This window comes from Treponema peruense, from assembly GCF_016117655.1.
GTDB classification, from domain to species: domain Bacteria; phylum Spirochaetota; class Spirochaetia; order Treponematales; family Treponemataceae; genus Treponema_D; species Treponema_D peruense.
This window is the reverse complement of the sequence record NZ_CP064936.1, coordinates 2453368-2472878: the sequence shown is the minus strand read 5'-3', so window position 1 is coordinate 2472878 and position 19511 is coordinate 2453368. Positions and strand designations below refer to the sequence as shown.

14 protein-coding genes, 1 tRNA gene and 3 rRNA genes are annotated in these 19511 nt (G+C 45.7%); 16 read left to right on the top strand and 2 right to left on the bottom strand.

From position 1 onward, the window contains the following. Nucleotides 1-141: 141 nt before the first annotated feature. A complete protein-coding gene (locus IWA51_RS11335; protein ID WP_198442499.1) occupies nucleotides 142-1152 on the top strand; it encodes a hypothetical protein in 1011 nt (336 codons plus the stop codon). After that, a complete protein-coding gene (locus IWA51_RS11330; protein ID WP_177528702.1) occupies nucleotides 1152-1850 on the top strand; it encodes a LysM peptidoglycan-binding domain-containing protein in 699 nt (232 codons plus the stop codon). The genes IWA51_RS11335 and IWA51_RS11330 overlap by 1 nt, the downstream gene beginning before the upstream one ends. 1 nt (nucleotide 1851) lies before the next feature. Here IWA51_RS11330 and IWA51_RS11325 read toward each other — a convergent pair whose 3' ends face one another. Next, a complete protein-coding gene (locus IWA51_RS11325; protein WP_177528701.1) occupies nucleotides 1852-2400 on the bottom strand; it encodes an NUDIX hydrolase in 549 nt (182 codons plus the stop codon). Nucleotides 2401-2534: 134 nt separating this feature from the next. Between IWA51_RS11325 and IWA51_RS11320 the strand changes: the two genes are divergently transcribed. The 12 genes from IWA51_RS11320 (at nucleotide 2535) to IWA51_RS11265 (ending at nucleotide 16652) form a co-directional block, all read left to right on the top strand. Beyond that, nucleotides 2535-3362 carry a cytidylate kinase-like family protein gene (locus IWA51_RS11320; RefSeq protein WP_198442498.1) on the top strand — a complete coding sequence of 276 codons (828 nt, stop codon included), beginning with the start codon at nucleotides 2535-2537 and terminating at the stop codon, nucleotides 3360-3362. Nucleotides 3363-3386: 24 nt separating this feature from the next. Further along, nucleotides 3387-3998 (top strand): CDP-diacylglycerol--glycerol-3-phosphate 3-phosphatidyltransferase, encoded by a 612-nt coding sequence (gene pgsA, locus IWA51_RS11315; RefSeq protein WP_198442497.1) that lies wholly within the window; start codon nucleotides 3387-3389, stop codon nucleotides 3996-3998. 326 nt (nucleotides 3999-4324) lie between these two features. Beyond that, nucleotides 4325-5868, top strand: a 16S ribosomal RNA gene (locus IWA51_RS11310). 87 nt (nucleotides 5869-5955) lie between these two features. Then, nucleotides 5956-6029: transfer RNA gene (locus tag IWA51_RS11305), tRNA-Ile, on the top strand. An 88-nt stretch (nucleotides 6030-6117) separates the two neighbouring features. Next, nucleotides 6118-9060, top strand: a 23S ribosomal RNA gene (locus IWA51_RS11300). A 119-nt stretch (nucleotides 9061-9179) separates the two neighbouring features. Continuing rightward, nucleotides 9180-9288 (top strand): 5S ribosomal RNA (gene rrf, locus IWA51_RS11295). Together the 16S, 23S and 5S rRNA genes with 1 tRNA gene alongside form the textbook arrangement of a ribosomal RNA operon. A gap of 132 nt (nucleotides 9289-9420) precedes the next feature. Further along, a complete protein-coding gene (locus IWA51_RS11290) occupies nucleotides 9421-11022 on the top strand; it encodes a xylulokinase (protein WP_198442496.1) in 1602 nt (533 codons plus the stop codon). Between the two features lie 13 nt (nucleotides 11023-11035). Further along, entirely contained in the window at nucleotides 11036-11758 is a 723-nt protein-coding gene (gene araD, locus IWA51_RS11285) for an L-ribulose-5-phosphate 4-epimerase AraD (protein ID WP_198442495.1), read from the top strand. A gap of 76 nt (nucleotides 11759-11834) precedes the next feature. Continuing rightward, entirely contained in the window at nucleotides 11835-12104 is a 270-nt protein-coding gene (locus tag IWA51_RS11280; protein WP_198442494.1) for a hypothetical protein, read from the top strand. Then, nucleotides 12049-12654, top strand: a complete 606-nt coding sequence (locus tag IWA51_RS11275) for a hypothetical protein (RefSeq protein WP_198442493.1) — start codon at nucleotides 12049-12051, stop codon at nucleotides 12652-12654. Before IWA51_RS11280 ends, IWA51_RS11275 begins: the two co-directional genes overlap by 56 nt. Nucleotides 12655-12795: 141 nt before the next feature. Beyond that, on the top strand, nucleotides 12796-15276 hold the full coding sequence (locus IWA51_RS11270; protein WP_198442492.1) for a heavy metal translocating P-type ATPase: 2481 nt from the start codon (nucleotides 12796-12798) through the stop codon (nucleotides 15274-15276). Nucleotides 15277-15455: 179 nt separating this feature from the next. Further along, nucleotides 15456-16652 carry a type III PLP-dependent enzyme gene (locus IWA51_RS11265; protein ID WP_198442491.1) on the top strand — a complete coding sequence of 399 codons (1197 nt, stop codon included), beginning with the start codon at nucleotides 15456-15458 and terminating at the stop codon, nucleotides 16650-16652. 34 nt (nucleotides 16653-16686) lie between these two features. Here the strand turns inward: IWA51_RS11265 and IWA51_RS11260 are convergent, their stop codons facing one another. Continuing rightward, nucleotides 16687-17358 carry an SDR family NAD(P)-dependent oxidoreductase gene (locus tag IWA51_RS11260; protein ID WP_198442490.1) on the bottom strand — a complete coding sequence of 224 codons (672 nt, stop codon included), beginning with the start codon at nucleotides 17356-17358 and terminating at the stop codon, nucleotides 16687-16689. Nucleotides 17359-17404: 46 nt separating this feature from the next. Between IWA51_RS11260 and IWA51_RS11255 the strand changes: the two genes are divergently transcribed. Next, nucleotides 17405-18172, top strand: coding sequence for an RNA methyltransferase (locus IWA51_RS11255; protein WP_198442489.1), 768 nt, complete (start codon nucleotides 17405-17407; stop codon nucleotides 18170-18172). A gap of 70 nt (nucleotides 18173-18242) precedes the next feature. Next, a complete protein-coding gene (pepT, locus tag IWA51_RS11250) occupies nucleotides 18243-19502 on the top strand; it encodes a peptidase T (protein ID WP_198442488.1) in 1260 nt (419 codons plus the stop codon). Nucleotides 19503-19511: the final 9 nt, after the last annotated feature.

Here is a 19511-nt window from a genome sequence, read left to right as displayed (position 1 = left end):
TGTATTCAATAGCAAGTATCGGCATCCGGCTTCGTTTTCTGAAATTTCGTTTTTTAAGTTAACTAAAGGCTTGCAATGTTGCGATAATTATTAATGTGTAGTAAAATAATTATATTGTTATAAGTTAATAATGGAGGAAACATGGCTAAATATAAGAGCTTTATTGTTGCGCTGGGTATTTTTACGGCGCTTTCGTTTGTCGCCTGTAAGTCAACCCCCGAGCCGGAACCAGCACCGGTAGAAGAACCTGTAGTTCAGCCCGAAGAAGGTGCAGAAGAAAAAACAGAAGAAACTGTTCCTACTGAAAATTTTTCCGAAGCAAACAAGGCACTTCTTTCCAAAGTTGAACAGTCCCGTGCCGCCGCTGCAGAATCAGGTGCAGAAGCAGCAAATCCTGTTGCTTTCAAGGCCGCCGAAGCAGAATATGCTGCAGAAAAGCTTGCGTCAGAGTCCGCAACTGAAGATATGTCTGCTGTACTCAACGATCTTAACAACAGGTATCTTGCGCTCAAATCCTATGCTGATGCAAAATCAAAAAAAGCAAAGATAGATGCAAACAATTTTGCTTCATACAACCAGGCAGCCTACGATGAAGGAAGTGCAATAATCGACGAACTTGCCAAGCCTGAATCAAATCTGACTTTCGGTTCCGTCTGGTATAAAAAAGCCACAGACGCCAATGCAAAAATGGAATCTGTCCTTGATGCCGCCTACCGTTCACTTTCCAAAGCAGAACGTACAGAAGCATTCAAAGCCAAAAAGGATGCAGACAGTGTAAAGGCATCTGTTTCCCGCAAGGCTGAATACGACAAGGGGGTCCAGTCCTTTAAGTCAGGTGATGCTGCTTATGTAACAGGAAGTCCCGAACAGGCTCTGTCAGACTACACATCGTCAAAAACAGTATTCGCCGCACTTTTCCAGGAAATTTCTGTAGCCCGCCAGAAGGCTCAGGAAGCCGTAGATGCTGCAAAAAAAAGGGTTGAACAGAGCGAAACTGTCGCCCAGGATGCAGATACACAGGCTCCGCTCGGAGATGAACCCGTAGAAGGAATAGAAGAAGCAGACACTACTCTTCTTGAAGCCGATGACTTTACAGAAGCTCAGAATTCCGTGGTTGAACTTGACGAAACTCTTGAAGGGGAGGCCGAGTAATGAAAAAAATAGCAATGCTTATACTGTCTGCTGCAGTAACTGTTTCTGCGGCACTTGCAGCAAGTTATACAAACAATACGTACCAGAAGCTTGCAAAAGAGTATACTGTAAAAGCACAGAATGCTCTTGACGCAGGGGAATACGTACTTGCAGAAGAATATGCCGCAAAGGCGCAGGAAAATGCAGCCCTGTCAGATTCTTACATCAAGATGATGATTAGCAAAGATTCAGCATCAAAGAATATGACTCTTGCAAAAAACAGGCTTGAATATGTAAAGAAAATTCGCGGTGACGTAAATTTCCCCATAGCATACGAAGCTGCATCCGGTTTTTATGCATCGGCACAGAAGTCTTTTGAATCAGAAGATTTTGAAGCCGCTTCTGTTTCATCAAAAAAAGTTATTGAAACACTTGCAGATGTTCATGAAATAACACCGCTTCCAAAATATTATATTGTTCGTCCGTGGGCAACAGACAGGGACTGCTTCTGGAATATATCAGGTCGTCCGTTTGTATACAACAATCCGTTCCTGTGGGAAAATCTCTACGAAGCAAACAAGTCCGCACTTCCAAAGCCTGAAGACCCAAATCTTATTCTTCCCGGAATGAAGATGGAAATTCCGTCTCTTTCAGGAGAATACCGCGATGGTGTCTATACTCCGGGCGTAAAGTACGAACCGTTCAAACCTGTAAAATAAATTACCGGCGGCGGTCTGTCCTCATAAAAAGTGCGAGCGCGCTTGCCATAAGGGCATGGGGATATTCCGCCGTACCGATTTTTTCAATAACTTCAGACTGCGGTATCTGCATGTAGTTTAAGCATTCGTCCGCATCCAAATCCTGAATTCCCGAAAAAACAAGGTTTTCTGCGCAAAAAACATATACATGGTTTGCAAAAAGTGCCGGATTCGGGTTCATTTTTCCCAAAAGAGTCAGTTTTTTTGCAGAAGCGCCTGTTTCTTCCCTTAATTCCCTGACAGCTCCTTCCTGCGGACTTTCTCCTTTGTCAATAACCCCGCCTGGAAACTCAATGCTCAGCGCTTTTTCTCCGTGCCGCCATTGCTTTACCATAAGAAAATTTTCCCCGCTTACAGGAATAACAATTACCCAGTCCGGGGCTTCGTTAACAATATATTTTCCTTTTCTTCCGCCGGGACCTGCACTCGTTCTTTCTGTAACAGTAAAAACAGGTGTCTTTAAAATTTCATTCCGTTCTGTTTCGTTCCATGTCAATTCAATGTCGTTCATTGTTTTCTCTAACTTTTTTGCGGTAAAATAAATTTTGACCAAAGACTGTTTTAAGTTTATAATAAAAAAGGCGTAATTTCCAGTTGCGCATTTGAATTAAAAAAAAGTCTGTAAAAGTTTTAATTGGAGGAATTATGGCAGTAATCGCAATTTCAAGACAGGTCGCAGCTCTTGGTGACGAAATAGCCGCCGCCGCTGCAAGGAAGTTGGGCTATAAATTCATAGACCGCAAGCAAATAGAGGAAAAAATAGTTCAGCTTGGTTTTCCTAAGGAAAAACTTTCAAAATATGATGAAAAGAAGCCGGGTTTTTTTGCCAGCCTTGTAAAAGATCGTGACGAATATCTGAACTACCTCCAGTGTGCAGTACTTGAAGCTGCGTCAGAAGGAAACTGTATTCTTATAGGACGCGGAGCCTTTATTATCTTGGAAAATCTGCCCAATCTGCTTTCGTTCAGGTTTATTGCCAAGGATTCAGTCCGCATGGAACGCCTCAAGACTGAATTTTCATGGAACGACAAGCAGGCTCAGGCTAGAATTACCGAAAGCGATTCAAACCGCCGCGGATTCCACAAAAGCTTTTTTAATCTTGAACACGAGGACCCGCAGCATTTTATTCTTACAATGAACACAGGAATTCTTACCGTTCCTGAAGCAGCCGGAATAATAGAAAATCTAGTAAAAACCTGCATCACTTCCGAAAAAGAAGCAGAAGGCAAAAAAATGGTCGCAAATCTGCTTAAGTGCCAGCGCCTTGTAAACCAGCTTCTGTTTGAATATAAAGTCGGAATAAATTTCCTTCACGCGGTATCAGATTCTTCAGGAAGCTTTATTACCCTTCAGGGAGTTGCAGATTCTCAGGCTGCCGTAGACAGAACAGTTCAACTTGCGGCAAAAATTCTTCCGTCATGCAGCATAAAATCTGCAATTACTGTAGTTCAGGATTTCAAGAATTATCAGTAGAAAAAAAATAAGGAAAATTACAAAATGAAGACATCGAATAAATTTACACTTTCAAGAATAATTTTGGCGCCGGTGATTTTTTTAATTTATTATATTCCGGTCTGGGTTGGGGCTGCTGCAGGATCGCCTTTGTCAGTAGCGTCAGTTTGTGTTGCAATCCCTTTGCTGGCTTTTGCTGAATTCACTGACTATCTGGACGGACATTTTGCCAGAAAACACAATGAAGTCAGCGATTTCGGAAAAATGTTCGATCCGTTTGCCGATGTATTTTTACATTTATCTATGTTTACATGCTTTGTTTTTGCAGGTTACATGCCGGTTGTGTTTTATGTTTTTATATTTTACCGTGAATTCGGCCAGAATTTCCTGCGTATGGTTGCGGCCAAACAGGGAACAGCCATTGCTGCCAGAAAGGGCGGAAAACTCAAAACTGTAATGTATGTGGCAGCCTGTTTTTTTGCACTTATTCAGGAATTTCTTGTAAGAACAGGTCTTTCCTCTTCACTCAGCCTGAATATGCAGCTTTTGAAATACATAGGCTGGGGGTTCTTCGGCGTTTGTGTTCTTCTTGCATACATTTCATTCATTGACTATTTGAAAAACTTCGGAAAACTTCTTAAATCAGCCGCGGAATAAGCATTTTTTGCCGGACAGAAAAAAAATCTGCATTTTTATAAAAAAAATGCAGATTTTTTTATTTTACTATTGACACAAAATGATGTTCCGTGTATATTATATCTCACCACTTGAGAACACAAAGTTAACACTTAAGTTTCAAAAGCGGTACTTGAAAATACTTTTAGTTATTTGACAGAAAAGGGAAGGAAAGAAGAGATAGAATGAGCAGGTAAACTGTTCAGGAAGGTGACGCAAGGAAAAAGAAAAACCAATTCCATGTCAGTATGAGATGGAGCCGGTTCGTAACAAAATGAAAAATCCCAGGCCTTCGGGCCGAGGAATAAATCATGGAGAGTTCGATCCTGGCTCAGAACGAACGCTGGCGGCGCGTCTTAAGCATGCAAGTCGAGCGGGAACAGATAGCTTGCTATCTGCGAGAGCGGCGGACTGGTGAGTAACACGTGGGTGACGCACCCTTCGGACGGGGATAGCCTGTAGAAATACAGGATAATACCGGATACGAATCCACAGGTTAGAGATGTGGATGGAAAGCCCCTACGGGGGCGCCGGAGGAGCGGCCCGCGGCCCATCAGCTGGTAGGTGAGGTAAAGGCCCACCTAGGCAATGACGGGTATCCGGCCTCAGAGGGTGGACGGACACATTGGGACTGAGATACGGCCCAGACTCCTACGGGAGGCAGCAGCTAAGAATATTCCGCAATGGGGGAAACCCTGACGGAGCGACGCCGCGTGGACGATGAAGGCCGGAAGGTTGTAAAGTCCTTTTGCGGGTGAGGAATAAGGACCGGAGGGAATGCCGGTACGATGACTGTAACCTGCGAATAAGCAACGGCTAATTACGTGCCAGCAGCCGCGGTAACACGTAAGTTGCGAGCGTTGTTCGGAATCATTGGGCGTAAAGGGCATGTAGGCGGTTACGCAAGCCTGGTGTGAAAGCCCGAGGCTCAACCTCGGGATGCGCCGGGAACTGTGCAACTAGAGTAGCTGAGGGGCAGCCGGAATTCCAGGTGTAGGGGTGAAATCTGTAGATATCTGGAAGAACACCGATGGCGAAGGCAGGCTGCCAGCAGATTACTGACGCTGAGGTGCGAAGGTGCGGGGAGCGAACAGGATTAGATACCCTGGTAGTCCGCACAGTAAACGATGCACACTGGGTGTCCGCCCATGAGGGTGGGTGCCGAAGCAAACGCGATAAGTGTGCCGCCTGGGGAGTATGCCCGCAAGGGTGAAACTCAAAGGAATTGACGGGGGCCCGCACAAGCGGTGGAGCATGTGGTTTAATTCGATGGTACGCGAGGAACCTTACCTGGGTTTGACATGCACGGTGATACCGGGGAGATCCGGGGGTCCAGCAATGGAACCGTGCACAGGTGCTGCATGGCTGTCGTCAGCTCGTGCCGTGAGGTGTTGGGTTAAGTCCCGCAACGAGCGCAACCCCTACCGTCGGTTACCAGCAAGTAAAGTTGGGGACTCCGGCGGAACTGCCGGCGACAAGCCGGAGGAAGGTGGGGACGACGTCAAGTCATCATGGCCCTTATGCCCAGGGCTACACACGTGCTACAATGGCCGGTACAGAGCGAAGCGAGACCGCGAGGTGGAGCGAAGCGCAGAAAACCGGCCGTAGTCCGGATTGGAGTCTGAAACCCGACTCCATGAAGTTGGAATCGCTAGTAATCGCGCATCAGCACGGCGCGGTGAATACGTTCCCGGGCCTTGTACACACCGCCCGTCACACCATCCGAGTCGGGGATACCCGAAGTCGGCAGGCTAACCGGAAACGGGGGCCGCTGCCGAAGGTATGCCCGGCGAGGGGGGTGAAGTCGTAACAAGGTAGCCGTACCGGAAGGTGCGGCTGGATCACCTCCTTTCTGAGAGAAAGGTAAAGGCACCGGTGTACGGTGCAGTCCTTGAGTTGTATTCTTCTTTCCTTTCCTTATCTGTTAAATGCAGATTTTGGGACAGTAGCTCAGTTGGTTAGAGCATCGCTCTGATAAGGCGGGGGTCAATAGTTCAACTCTATTCTGTCCCATACATAAAAGTTAGTTCTTTGAAATACAGAGGGAAGGAAACGAAATGAAGGCGCATCGATTGAAAGAGAGATGCGGAAGGGTCAATATGGCCAAGCGAAAATAGGTCCATGGCGGATGCCTATGGAGCTGCGGGGCGAAGAAGGTCGCGGCAAGCTGCGAAAAGCCGGGGGAAGGAGCACACATCCAGTGATCCCCGGATAACCGAATGGGGTAACCCGGCGGAAGAGATTCCGTCACCGCGCAACTGAATAAAATAGGTTGGCGGAGCCAGACCGGATGAAGTGAACCATCTAAGTAATCCGGGAAAAGAAATCAAAAGAGATTCCGTAAGTAGCGGCGAGCGAAAGCGGAAGAGCCCAAACCGCGATAAGCGGTGTTGTAGGGCCGCACGGGGATGACCCGCGGAGAAAGCAAAGGGATGCGTAGCGGAAGGAACCGGAGAGTTCTGCCGAAGAGCGTGACAGCCGCGTACGCGAAACGCGATCCCACTCCGTGGTGCGGTACCTGAGTAGGGCGGGGCACGAGAAACCCTGTCTGAATCCGGGTCGACCACGATCCAAGGCTAAATACTGCGCAGCTACCGATAGTGAAGAAGTACCGTGAGGGAAAGGCGAAAAGAACCCCGGTGAGGGGAGTGAAATAGAACCTGAAACCATGGACCGGCAAGATGTCACGGGAATAGCTGCCTGTGGCGTGTCTTTTGTAGAATAAGCCTGCGAGTCACGGTGTGCGGCGAGGCCAAGGGATAGAAGTCCCGGAGCCGGAGCGAAGGCGAGTCCGAAGAGGGCGAAAAGTCACACGTCGTGGACCCGAAGCCAATGTGATCTTACTATGGGCAGGTTGAAGCAGGGGTGAAACCCTGTGGAGGACCGAACGGTAATCTGTTAAAAAAGGTAGCGATGACCTGTGGTAAGGAGTGAAAGGCTAAACAAACATGGAGATAGCTGGCTCTCCCCGAAATGCCTTTAGGGACAGCCTCGTGGAAAGTTTGTGGAGGTAGAGCACTGGACGGCCGAGGGGGAGTCAAATCCTACCGAATCCGATCAAACTGCGAATGCCACAAACCAGCCCACGGGAGTGAGACTGCGTGCGACAAGGTTCGTAGTCGAGAGGGAAACAGCCCGGACCGCCGGCTAACGGTCCCCAAATCATGCTGAGTGTGAAATGAAGTGCGGATGCACAGACAGCCAGGAGGTTGGCTTAGAAGCAGCCATTCCTTGAAAGAGTGCGTAACAGCTCACTGGTCGAGCACCCGTGCGCAGACAATGTAGCGGGGCTAAGCATGATACCGAAGCCGCGGATTCATACCGTAAGGTATGACTGGTAGGGGAGCATTCCGCCAACCCAGGAAGGCATGCCCGTGAGGGGTGCTGGAGGAAGCGGAAGAGAGAATGCAGGCATAAGTAACGCAAAGACGGGTGAGATCCCCGTCCGCCGAAAACCTAAGGTTTCCGGGGTAAAGGCAATCTGCCCCGGGTAAGTCGGCCCCTAAGGCGAGGAGGAAACTCGTAGCCGATGGGAAGGCGGTGAATATTCCGTCACTTCAATCAGTTTCGAAGGCAGGACGCATGAGGCGAAGTCCGGCGGGAGAACGGTAGTTCCCGTCGAGGCGGCAAGGTGAAGAGGCATACAGGCAAATCCGTATGCTGAGCTGAGCTGAGAGCGATTCCCTTTACGGAGGGACGAAGCGGACAGAGTCAAGGTGCCGGGAAATACTGTCTAAGGTCAGGCTGATTGGAACCGTACCGGAAACCGACACAGGTAGGAAGGATGAGTAATCTAAGGCGCACGAGCGACCTCGCGTTAAGGAACTCGGCAAAATGCACACGTAACTTCGGAAGAAGTGTGGCTCCCGGTCGAAAGGTTTGGGAGCGGCAGAAAGCAGGCCCAGGCGACTGTTTATCAAAAACACAGCCATCTGCGAACCAGCAATGGGACGTATAGGTGGTGACACCTGCCCGGTGCCGGAAGGTTAAGGGGAGCGCTCAGGAGCAATCCGAAGGTGCGAACCGAAGCCCCGGTAAACGGCGGCCGTAACTATAACGGTCCTAAGGTAGCGAAATTCCTTGTCGGGTAAGTTCCGACCCGCATGAATGGTGTAACGATTCTGGGCACTGTCTCAACGCGAGACTCGGTGAAATTTATGTTCCGGTAAAGAAGCCGGATACCCGCAATCAGACGGAAAGACCCCGTGAACCTTCACCGCAACTTAGCATTGGGATTCTATTCGTCATGTGTAGGATAGCTGGGAGGCAGAGAGGCGTGGCCGTCAGGTTGCGCGGAGCCGCCGGTGAAATACCAGCCCTGACGGATGGGATTTCTAACGCTTTCCCTGAAGCGGGAGAGCGGACAGTGCTAGGCGGGCGGTTTGACTGGGGCGGTCGCCTCCCAAAGTTTAACGGAGGTGCGCGAAGGTCCCCTCACCCTGGTTGGGAATCAGGGCGCGAGTGTAAAGGCACAAGGGGGCTTGACTGCGAGAGAGACATCTCGAGCAGGTGCGAAAGCAGGTCTTAATGATCTGATGGTTCCGAGTGGAAGGGCCATCACTTAACGGACAAAAGGTACTCCGGGGATAACAGGCTGATTTTCCCCAAGAGTTCACATCGACGGGAAAGTTTGGCACCTCGATGTCGGCTCATCGCATCCTGGGGCTGGAGCAGGTCCCAAGGGTTTGGCTGTTCGCCAATTAAAGCGGTACGTGAGCTGGGTTCAGAACGTCGCGAGACAGTTCGGTCCCTATCTGTTGCGGGCGTTGGATGTTTGAGAGGAGCTGCCTTTAGTACGAGAGGACCGAGGTGGACGAACCTCTGGTGTACCGGTTGTTCCGCCAGGAGCAAGTGCCGGGTATCTAAGTTCGGAAGGGATAACCGCTGAAAGCATCTAAGCGGGAAGCCCGCCTCAAGATTAGACATCCCTGGGAGCATGACTCCCCTGTAGACCCCGGGCAGACCACCCGGTTGATAGGCCGCAGGTGCAGGTACGGTGACGTGCACAGCCGAGCGGTACTAATAGGTCGTGAGGCTTGGCCATATTGTTCCTTCAAAAATCATTTTGTTTCTTTCTGCGGACAGTGTTCCGCCAAGACTTTGCAGCCTGGAAGGGTACTTCCTTGAGACAAAGTTTTCAGCCTCTGATGCGGCTCTTATGATGCCGGTGGCCATGGCGGGGAGGAAATACCCGTTCCCATTCCGAACACGGAAGTCAAGCTCCCCTGCGCCGATGATACTGCGAGAGCGGGAAAGTAGGTGGCCGCCGGCTTTTTTTTGTTTAAATTGTTTCTTTTATATCCATAAATATCGATAAAAATCATAAAAATATAGAAAACACTTGCCTTTTTTGTAAAATCGGCTGATAATATAACTATACGATTTTCAATTTTGGGAGTGTCAAATGGAAATAGAAAAGATTGCAAAGGAAATTCAAAATGGAGACAGTATTCTTGGAATAGAGTTCGGTTCTACAAGAATCAAAGCTGTTCTAATTAATTCTAAAAATGAGCCTGTTGCCGGTGGTGCCTTTGACTGGGAAAATTCCCTGGAAAATGGAATTTGGACTTATTCCCTGGAAGAAATTCATAATGGAATTTCGACTGCTTTTTCTGATATGAAAGCGGATGTTCTTAAAAAATATGGCGTAAAACTTACAAAACTTCGTGCTATGGGAATCAGTGCTATGATGCATGGATATCTCGCTTTTGACAAAGACGGAAATCAGCTTGTACCATTCAGAACATGGCGAAATACAATAACAGGACAGGCTTCAAAAGAATTGTCTGCTTTGTTTGATTATCCTGTTCCGGAGAGATGGAGTATTGCACACCTTTACCAGGCCATTCTTAACGGGGAGGATCATGTTCCTCAGATTGACTTTTTGACAACATTGGCGGGTTATGTTCATTGGAAACTTACGGGACAAAAAGTTCTTGGAATCGGAGATGCTTCCGGTATGTTCCCGATTGATGCAGATTCAGGAAGTTACGATTCTGACATGCTTTCCAAATTCAATGCTCTTGTAAAGGACAAAAAGTTTTCGTGGAAGCTGGAGAATATTCTTCCTGAAGTTCTTTCGGCTGGGGAAAATGCCGGAACTTTAACCGCAGAAGGTGCTTCCTGGCTTGATAAAGACGGAACTTTGGAAGCCGGTGTGATTCTTGCCCCGCCTGAAGGAGATGCAGGTACAGGAATGACTGCTACGAATTCAGTTGCCCCAAGAACCGGTAATGTTTCTGCAGGAACTTCGGTTTTTGCAATGATTGTTCTGGAAAAGAAACTGAACCATTCGTATAACGGACTTATTGATATGGTTTCTACACCTGACGGAAAGCCTGCCGCCATGGCTCATGCAAATAACTGTACCGGAGAATATGACAAGTGGATAAAACTTTTTGGTGAAGCTGCCAAAAGAATGGGTGCAGAATTTGATAAGTCCCAGCTTTATTCGGTACTTTTGGGTGCAGCAATGGAAGGTGAAAAGGACTGCGGCGGACTTATTCCGTTTAACTATATTTCTGGCGAGTCGATGACAGGCTTTAATGAAGGACGCCCGCTTTTTGTTCGTACCCAAAATGCACATTTTACTCTGGAAAATTTTATGCGTGCACACTTATTTACAGCACTGGGCGCTCTGAGAACCGGTATGGATATTCTGTTTGACAAGGAAAATGTTTCTTTGGACAGACTTACCGGACACGGTGGTTTCTTTAAAACAGAAGGTGTTGGTCTTCCAGTAATGGCTGCTGCAATGCATACTCCTGTTTCTGCAATGAGTACTGCTGGCGAGGGCGGACCATGGGGAATGGCTCTTCTGGCTTCGTTTGTTGTAAACGGAAACGGAATGAAACTTCCGGAATGGCTTGATAAATTCGTATTTGCTTCTGCAAAGGTTGATACAGTCAAACCGCTGCAGGCTGACATAGACGGATTTAATGCCTTCTTTGCTAACTATAAGAAAGGTCTGGCAGTAGAACGTGCAGCTGTAGAAAATATAGACTGAAAGCGAGGATAATATGTCAAAATTCAATACTTTGAGAGAAGAGGCTTACGAAGCCAATATGCAGATTCCGGCGCAGCATCTGGCGCTTTATACATGGGGAAATGTTTCTGCTTTTGATCCGGATGAAGGTGTTTTTGCAATCAAACCGAGCGGAGTTCCTTACCCGGAACTGACAGCCGGCAGTATGGTTATTGTTGATCTGGACGGTAATGTTGTGGAAGGAAATCTGAGGCCTTCTTCTGATACACCTACACATGCTGTTTTGTACAGGGAATTTGCCGTAAAGGACGGGGCAAAAATCCGCGGAATTATCCATACTCATTCAACTTATGCAGTAAGTTGGGCTCAGGCTGTAAAACCGGTTCCTTTGTTTGGAACAACCCATGCTGATCATATTCAGACTGAAATTCCATGTACGCCGTATTTGTCTGAAGAAGCGGTAAAAAATGATTATGAAAAAGAAACAGGCAATCTGATTGTTGAACATTTCAGGAAATTGAAACTGAATCCTGATGAAGTGAATATGGTTCTGGTAGGAGGACACGGCCCGTTTGCATGGGGAAGTACGGCTGCCAAGTCAGTTTACAATGCTGCAGTTATGGAAGAAGTAAGCAGGATGGCACTGAATACGCTCTTGATTCGGCCGGATGCTGAAAGTCTTCCGAAATATATTGTAGAAAAACATTACCTTCGTAAACACGGACCGAATGCATACTACGGTCAGAGTGCAAAATAAGATTATGGCTGCTCTTCAAAAGGGCAGCTTTTTTTTACAACAGAGCTTATGTTTCTGACAATGATGTCCCAAAAATATGGGAAGCTTTGGGAAAATGGGCTACAGCTTCAATAAGGCCAACAAAGGAAAATACGGTTTTGTAATGAATGTTGGAGACGCCTATTACACAATTGTTTTCACTACAGGAAAAGGAAACCGCCTCTTTGGACCCAACGGGGATGATGAGACACAGACAAACATCAACAGCGAAACTTCTGTAAACGGAATGAAATTCTTCCAGTGGAAAGAGTTTGGCGCAGAATTCTTTTGTTACAAGCATAGAAGATGCGGACCGTACGCTTTATGATTTTGGTACGGCAGCAGAAGACGATGTGGATATTGTAACGCTTTCAAGGGTAGATGCTCTTAAATCCCATAAGATCTGCACTTCAGACGGCAGTGAGCATATTCTTGTTACAGACTCTGTTGTGTACTGTGATAAAAACGCTGATGGAACGGTGCTACATTTTGTTTCAGACAGGAAAATTTCGTTCAGGGTATTCCCCGGTCTTGCGGCTACCGGAGAAACTGCAAAATATTCTGTCGAAACCGGTGACTGGAGCGCGTCCGGTGCATGTGATGTAATGCTTGAAGTTGCATATACAGGAAACTGCGCACGGCTTTACGAAAACGAAACGCTTGTTGATGACAGCATTTTTATGGGGCAGGATTATCCGTGGACAATAGGTTTGAAGCGTTTTGGCGTTAAGAAAAATTCATTTGTTCTTGAAGTTGATGAACTTAAAAAAGATGCTCCTGTTTATCTTGAACAGTGGCCTGAATTTTCTTCTAACGGAATAATGAAAGTCAGTTCAATAAAAGCTCGTGCATATCACGAAGTAACAGCACGCATCTGAAATTAAACAGAGACTGTCGATTATTAATTTTCCTGCCGGAAGAAATAAATTTTTTGTTTTTATTCCGGCAGGATTTTTTTTGCCTTGAAAAATTCCATTCCGTTTGTTTATATTTAAAGCAGAATTAAGGCGGAAAAAATTATGAGAAAATTCAATGTAACAGGAATGAGTTGTGCTGCGTGCAGTTCGCGCATAGAAAAAGCTGTCGGCAATCTTTCGGGAGTAGAATCATGTTCAGTAAGTCTGCTTACAAATTCTATGGGAGTTGAAGGCAGTGCTTCTGATGAGCAGATTATAAATGCCGTAAGAAAAGCCGGTTATGATGCCTGGAATTCTGATTCTAACACAAATGCTTCAGAGCAAAAAAACATCGGCTCTGAACAAAAATCAGAGACTTCTTTAATTGCAAAACGCCTTTGGTCTTCCTGCATTTTTTTGCTTTTACTCATGTATCTGAGTATGGGACACATGATGTGGAACTGGCCGCTGCCCGCTCGACTTTCTGAAAATCACATTGCAATGGGTTTGCTGCAGTTTATTCTTTCACTGATTGTGCTGGTTATAAACAAAAAATTCTTTTCTTCGGGATTCAAAAATTTATTCAGGTTTTCTCCAAACATGGACAGTCTTGTAGCATTGGGCGCGGGAATTTCTTTTTTTTACAGCACGCTTGTTTTGTTTGACATGACAGATGCCGCGGTTTTTAACGACAACAATCGGATTATGCGGGACATGCACAATCTGTACTTCGAAGGCGCAGCAATGATAGTAACGCTTATTACTTTGGGCAAACTGCTTGAGTCTGTCTCAAAAGGCCGCACTACCAGCGCACTTAAATCGCTTTTGAAGCTTGCCCCTGATTCTGCAGTTGTAATCCGAGGCGGAAAAGAAATTTCTGTTCCCGTAAGCGAAGTAAAAGAAGGCGATGTTTTTGTACTGAGACCCGGCGACAAAATTCCTGTAGACGGAATTGTAATTGAAGGTGAGTCCGCAGTTAACGAGTCGTCACTTACTGGAGAAAGTATTCCGGTAGAAAAAAAATCTGGCGATGATGTTCAGACTTCTACGCTGAATATTTCGGGATTTTTAAAGTGCCGGGCAATCCGTGTCGGAAAGGATACGACGCTTTCAAAAATTATTGCCCTTGTAGAAAATGCCGCTGCAACCAAAGCGCCTGTAGCAAAAATTGCCGATAAAGTTTCGGGAGTGTTTGTTCCCGTTGTGATTGGAATCGCCACAGTTACGGCACTGGTGTGGATGTTTGCGGGACAGAGTGTGGCGTTCGCACTCTCAAGGGGAATTTCTGTTCTTGTCATAAGCTGCCCATGTGCGCTGGGACTTGCGACGCCTGTTGCCATAATGGTTGCCGGCGGTGTCGGTGCAAAAAACGGAATTCTTTTCAAAACATCTGCTTCGCTTGAGGAAATCGGAAAAATAAAGACGGCAGTTCTTGACAAAACCGGCACTGTTACAAAAGGTGAACCTGTGGTTACAGATTTGATTCCGTGGGGCGGAACAGATCCTACAGAACTTGTAAAAACCGCTGCTTCACTCGAAGAAAAAAGTTCACATCCGCTTGCAAAAGCCGTTGTTCAGTATGCATCAGAAAAAGAAGTTTCTCTTTTTGAAACACGGGAATTTGTTTCTGTTCCAGGAAAAGGCGTTCGTGCAGAATATGAAGATGAAATAATTGCAGGCGGAAGTCTTTCTTATATAAGTTCATTTTGCAGCGTTGAAGATGAACTTGAAAAAAAGTGTGCAGAATTGTCAGCAGACGCAAAAACCCCGCTCGTGTTCTGCAAAGGAAAAAATGTTTTGGGAATAATTGCAGTTGCCGACGCGTTAAAGGAAGATAGTGTCGCTTCTGTAGACCGTCTTAAAAAGATGGGGATAAAAGTTGTCATGCTGACCGGCGACAATAAGAGAGTTGCAGATTCTGTTGGAAAAGCTGTTGGTGCAGATGAAGTTATCGCTGGTGTTTTGCCCGGAGAAAAAGAAGCTTATGTTGCAGAGTTTATGAAGACGGGAAAAACAGCCATGGTCGGTGACGGAATAAATGACGCGCCGGCTTTGGTCAGAGCAGATGTTGGTGTTGCAATAGGAGCGGGTGCAGATGTCGCAATTGATTCTGCCGATATTGTTCTTGTAAAAAATTCCCTGTCTGATTTTTGCAGTGCAGTTCTGCTTGGAAGGCGCGCGTTAAGAAATATCCACGAGAATTTATTCTGGGCTTTTGTATATAATGTTGCAGGAATTCCGCTCGCGGCCGGAGTTTTTTACAATTCATTCGGCTGGTCGCTTAACCCAATGTTCTGTGCGGCTGCAATGGGACTTTCAAGCTTTTTTGTTGTAACAAATGCGCTCAGGTTGAACATGGTGCGCATAAGAAATAAAATAAATGTAAAAGAGGAAAAAACTATGGTAGAAAAGAAAATCAAAGTAGAAGGAATGATGTGTGCACACTGCGAGGCTCATGTAAAAGAAGCGCTCGAGTCTGTAGCCGGAATTGAAAAAGCTGTTGCCGACCACAACACAGGTGACGTGCTTCTGACTATGGAACCGTCTGTTACTGACGAAAGCATAGTAAACGCCGTTAAAAAAGCGGGATATTCCCTGGCATAAACTGTTCCACAAGTGCAAAACTGTGATAAATATCACGATATGAACTTTTGAACAAAAAATAACTGCTTTTTTTTATTTTCAAGTGCCTTAGTGCCGAATTCTGTCTGTACAATAACAGGGTGAATTATGATAACATCGAGACGCTTGAAAAAAAATCTAATTTTTGGCAGGTGAATTCAATGTTTAATCGAGATGAATTTATCACAGAGATGGAATGGAAAAGATTCCGTGAGTTTTCAAAGGATTTTGCGACCCCGAATATTGTAGTGGATCTCCGCAGAATTAAAAAAAGTTATGTTCAGCTTAAGGATTCTTTTCCTTATGCAAACATTTATTATGCAGTCAAGGCAAATCCTGGAGTTCCGGTTTTGAAACTTCTTGACTCGCTTGGTTCAAGTTTTGACATTGCGTCACGATACGAACTCGACAAAGTTCTTGCGCTTGGAATTTCGGCAGACAGAACTTCATACGGCAATACAATTAAAAAATCAGAAGATATAAAATATTTTTATGAAAAAGGCGTAAGAATGTTCGCTACTGATTCAAAGGATGATTTGAAAAATATAGCGAAGTTTGCGCCTGGTTCAAGAGTTTATGTAAGAATCCTTGTAGAGAATTCAGTTACGGCAGACTGGCCGCTTTCAAGAAAGTTTGGCTGTCATCCCGACATGGCATATGATCTTCTTGTTCAGGCACGTGATCTGGGGCTTACACCTTACGGAATAAGTTTTCATGTAGGAAGCCAGCAGCGTGATATTGGCCAGTGGAATGATGCTATTGCAAAAACGAAATATCTGTTTGCATCTCTCGAAGAAGAAGAGGGAATCAAACTTACAATGATAAATATGGGCGGCGGTTTTCCTGCCCACTACATGCAGGCAACGAATGAACTGAGCGAATATGCATCGGAAATTACGCGTTATCTGCGTGATGACTTTGGTGAAGATGTTCCGATGATTGTACTTGAACCAGGGCGTTCCCTTGTAGGCGACAGCGGAATTCTTACTTCGGAAGTTGTTCTTATTTCGCGCAAAAACAATACGGCCCTTAACCGCTGGGTTTATCTTGATGCGGGAAAATTCAACGGACTTATTGAAACGCTGGACGAGTCAATAAAGTATCCTGTAATTACCGACAAAGACGGCGGAAAAGAAGGTTCTGTAATTATAGCAGGACCTACCTGTGACAGCATGGACATAATGTACGAAGATGAAAAGTACAAGCTTCCGATAGAATTGAAAAGCGGTGACAAAGTATACTGGCTTTCTACCGGAGCTTACACTTCGACATATGCAAGTGTTGCCTTTAACGGGTTCCCGCCGATAAAAACTTACTTTATGGGCGAAAACGGTCTTGAAGAAGACAAGATTTCTTAAGTTTGTTTCAAAATTGCAATTTTTAGAAACAAACTTAAACTGACCAGCCGCGGTCAACATTAAGTAGAACGCCGTTAAGCTCTTCCTTTGACATGAGCGAGACGGCGTTTTCTGCAAGTGCGTGCTCACTTACGGTTTGTGTTCCTTCAGGCGCGTGCGAAGTAAATCCTGGAAGAACTGCATTGCATGTAATTCCGTACTGTGCGTATTCCATTGCGATAGATTTTGTAATTACAGAAATTCCTGTTTTTGCTCCGGCGTATGCTGCATTTGTTTTGTAACCGCGCACGCTTTCTGTTCTTGTTCCGCCAAAAAAAATAATTCTTCCCCAGCGACGTTCCATCATTGCGGGAATTGCTTTTGACACAAGAATTCCGGGAAGTGCATAATTGTCCAGTGCCATCTGTGTCCATTCTTTTGCTGCCGTAAGATGAAGCGGCTTCTGGCAGAACGGTCCGAATGTTACGACAAGAATATCTGTCGCAGAAAGTTTTTCCCCGATAACACCGTCGCAGAAGTTTTCTATTCCGCAGTTGTCGATGTCGCAGAAAATAAATTCAATTCCAGAAAGCTGCTCACGGGTATTTCTTCCTGTACAGGTAACCTTTGCGCCTTTTTGCAAAAGAAGCCGTGCAATTTCAAGACCTGTTCCTTTTGTTCCGCCAATGATGAGAGCGTTTTTTTCTGCAAAGATATTTTTTTCCATGTGCAATATTATAGTGTAAAGAGCGTAAAATTAGTATACTGTAGATATGAATCTTGACAAAATCGTAATCGTACTTTCACGGCCCGAAGAATCGCGGAACATCGGCGCTGTGTGCAGGGGAATGGCCAATAACGGAATTCACACGCTACGTATTGTAGGCGACAGGAATTCCATTGATGTAGAAAGAGTACATATTCTTGCAATTCACGCAGGATATATTTTTGACAGAGCTGAATTTTTTGATTCAATTACAGAAGCAACAAAAGACTGTGTTTGTGCAGCTGCTACCACACGGCGTAAAGGAAAAAAACGCGGCGGAAAATTATTTCTTCCCGAAGAATTTGCTTCTATGGCAGACACTGTTACCGGAACAAAAGCTTCTGAAGGCGGAAAAGTCGCTGTAGTTTTTGGCAATGAACGTACAGGCCTTGAAGATGATGAAGTCAACGAATGTACAATGGGAGTTACAATTCCGTCCAGTGACGAATTCGGTTCGCTTAATTTGAGCCATGCCGTTCAGATAATAAGCTACGAACTTTTTAGAAAAAATGACACAAAGCGCACTGGGTATACACCTGTTTCCCTGGAGAGACTGGACAAAACCGTGGGTACAATTTCGGACAGTCTTAGAAAAATCGGTTTTTTTTCGCGTACAGGAAGTGAAGCAATGGAACAGTTCTGGCGTACTGTACTTTCGCGCGCATCCCTTACCGAAGGTGAAGCGCAGTATATAGAAAAAACGTTTGACAAAGCAGCAGGACTTGCACAATCACAATGTCCCAAAGACGAACGTCGCTTAGAAATTCAATTATAAAACCGGTCTGCAGACAGACGCAAAATTAAACCGTTGCGCTAAGTGAAAAAATGCTTTAATATTAAAGAATATGTCCGACATTTGCAGCAAAAATCATGATCTGGCGGAACGTCTTTTGTCCCGTTTTTTAAGATACGCAAAAACTTACAGCGAAAGTTCTTCAGAAAAAGCCGACAGCGGAATTATGCCCAGTACACCGCAGCAAAAAGAAATGGCGTCTCTCCTTAATGCCGAACTTTGTGGCCTCGGGCTTAAAAATGTTACTACGACCGCGGACTGCTATACATACGCTTTTCTGGAAGCAAGTGCCGGCCGTGAAAAAGATGAGCCGTTCTGTCTTATTGCGCACATCGATACATCGGAAGAAACCAGCGGCAAAAACGTACAGCCGGTCGTGCATAAAAACTATGACGGCTCGGTTATTCAGCTTAAGAATTCTGTTGTTCACGACCCCGCTTCTGATAAAGAACTTGCGGCTGCAGCAAAACAGCGTGAGACAATAATTACTTCTGATGGAACAACTCTTCTTGGTGCCGATGACAAGGCCGGTGTTGCAGAAATTGTAACGGCTGTAGAATATCTGGTAAAAAATCCGCAGATTCCCCACGGTGCAATAGAAATTCTTTTTTCACCAGATGAAGAAACAGGTCACGGAATGGACAGGGTTCCGCTTGAGCTTTTGAAGTCAAAGTACGCATACACTGTAGACGGCGGAACTATTGGCGAACTCGAAACTGAATGTTTTAATGCTTACAAAAGTACCGTGTCTTTTACAGGAAAGCCAAAGCATACTGGAACAGCGCGTCCTGACATGGTAAATGCCGTAACTATGGCCTGTACATTTCTTTCTTATCTTCCAAAAAATGAAGTTCCCGAGGCAACTGACGGCAGACAGGGCTTTTATGCGCCTATGTCTATAGAAGGTTCAATGGAGGACGCAAAAGTTGTGCTGTTTTTGCGTGACTTTTCGCAGGAAGGAATGGAAGAAAGAAAGCGTACTGTAGAAATGGCTGCATCTCTTGTGGAAAGAAGCTGCGGCGGACACGTAAGTGTAGAACATACGCTTCAGTACAAGAATATGCATGATGTAATGCAGAAAAATCCTGCCGTGGTGGAGCGTCTTGTAAAAGCATACCGTAATTGCGGAATGGAGCCTGTTTTTCCACCAATCAGGGGCGGTACAGACGGTTCGCGGCTTTCTGAAATGGGCATTCCCACACCGAATATTTTTACAGGCGGTCATAATTTTCACTCAAGATATGAATGGGCAAGTCTGGAACAGATGGTTAAGGCAACCGAGGTTCTTGTGGAACTTGCATCAAATAAATAAAAAAAGGAA

What these genes read in the sequence shown, in the direction of transcription:
- IWA51_RS11335 (WP_198442499.1), top strand. Translation starts at nt 142, where the DNA reads ATGGCTAAATATAAGAGCTTTATTGTTGCGCTGGGTATTTTTACGGCG.
- IWA51_RS11330 (WP_177528702.1), top strand. Translation starts at nt 1,152, where the DNA reads ATGAAAAAAATAGCAATGCTTATACTGTCTGCTGCAGTAACTGTTTCT.
- IWA51_RS11325 (WP_177528701.1), bottom strand. Translation starts at nt 2,400, where the DNA reads ATGAACGACATTGAATTGACATGGAACGAAACAGAACGGAATGAAATT.
- IWA51_RS11320 (WP_198442498.1), top strand. Translation starts at nt 2,535, where the DNA reads ATGGCAGTAATCGCAATTTCAAGACAGGTCGCAGCTCTTGGTGACGAA.
- pgsA (WP_198442497.1), top strand. Translation starts at nt 3,387, where the DNA reads ATGAAGACATCGAATAAATTTACACTTTCAAGAATAATTTTGGCGCCG.
- IWA51_RS11290 (WP_198442496.1), top strand. Translation starts at nt 9,421, where the DNA reads ATGGAAATAGAAAAGATTGCAAAGGAAATTCAAAATGGAGACAGTATT.
- araD (WP_198442495.1), top strand. Translation starts at nt 11,036, where the DNA reads ATGTCAAAATTCAATACTTTGAGAGAAGAGGCTTACGAAGCCAATATG.
- IWA51_RS11280 (WP_198442494.1), top strand. Translation starts at nt 11,835, where the DNA reads ATGGGAAGCTTTGGGAAAATGGGCTACAGCTTCAATAAGGCCAACAAA.
- IWA51_RS11270 (WP_198442492.1), top strand. Translation starts at nt 12,796, where the DNA reads ATGAGAAAATTCAATGTAACAGGAATGAGTTGTGCTGCGTGCAGTTCG.
- IWA51_RS11265 (WP_198442491.1), top strand. Translation starts at nt 15,456, where the DNA reads ATGTTTAATCGAGATGAATTTATCACAGAGATGGAATGGAAAAGATTC.
- IWA51_RS11260 (WP_198442490.1), bottom strand. Translation starts at nt 17,358, where the DNA reads ATGGAAAAAAATATCTTTGCAGAAAAAAACGCTCTCATCATTGGCGGA.
- IWA51_RS11255 (WP_198442489.1), top strand. Translation starts at nt 17,405, where the DNA reads ATGAATCTTGACAAAATCGTAATCGTACTTTCACGGCCCGAAGAATCG.
- pepT (WP_198442488.1), top strand. Translation starts at nt 18,243, where the DNA reads ATGTCCGACATTTGCAGCAAAAATCATGATCTGGCGGAACGTCTTTTG.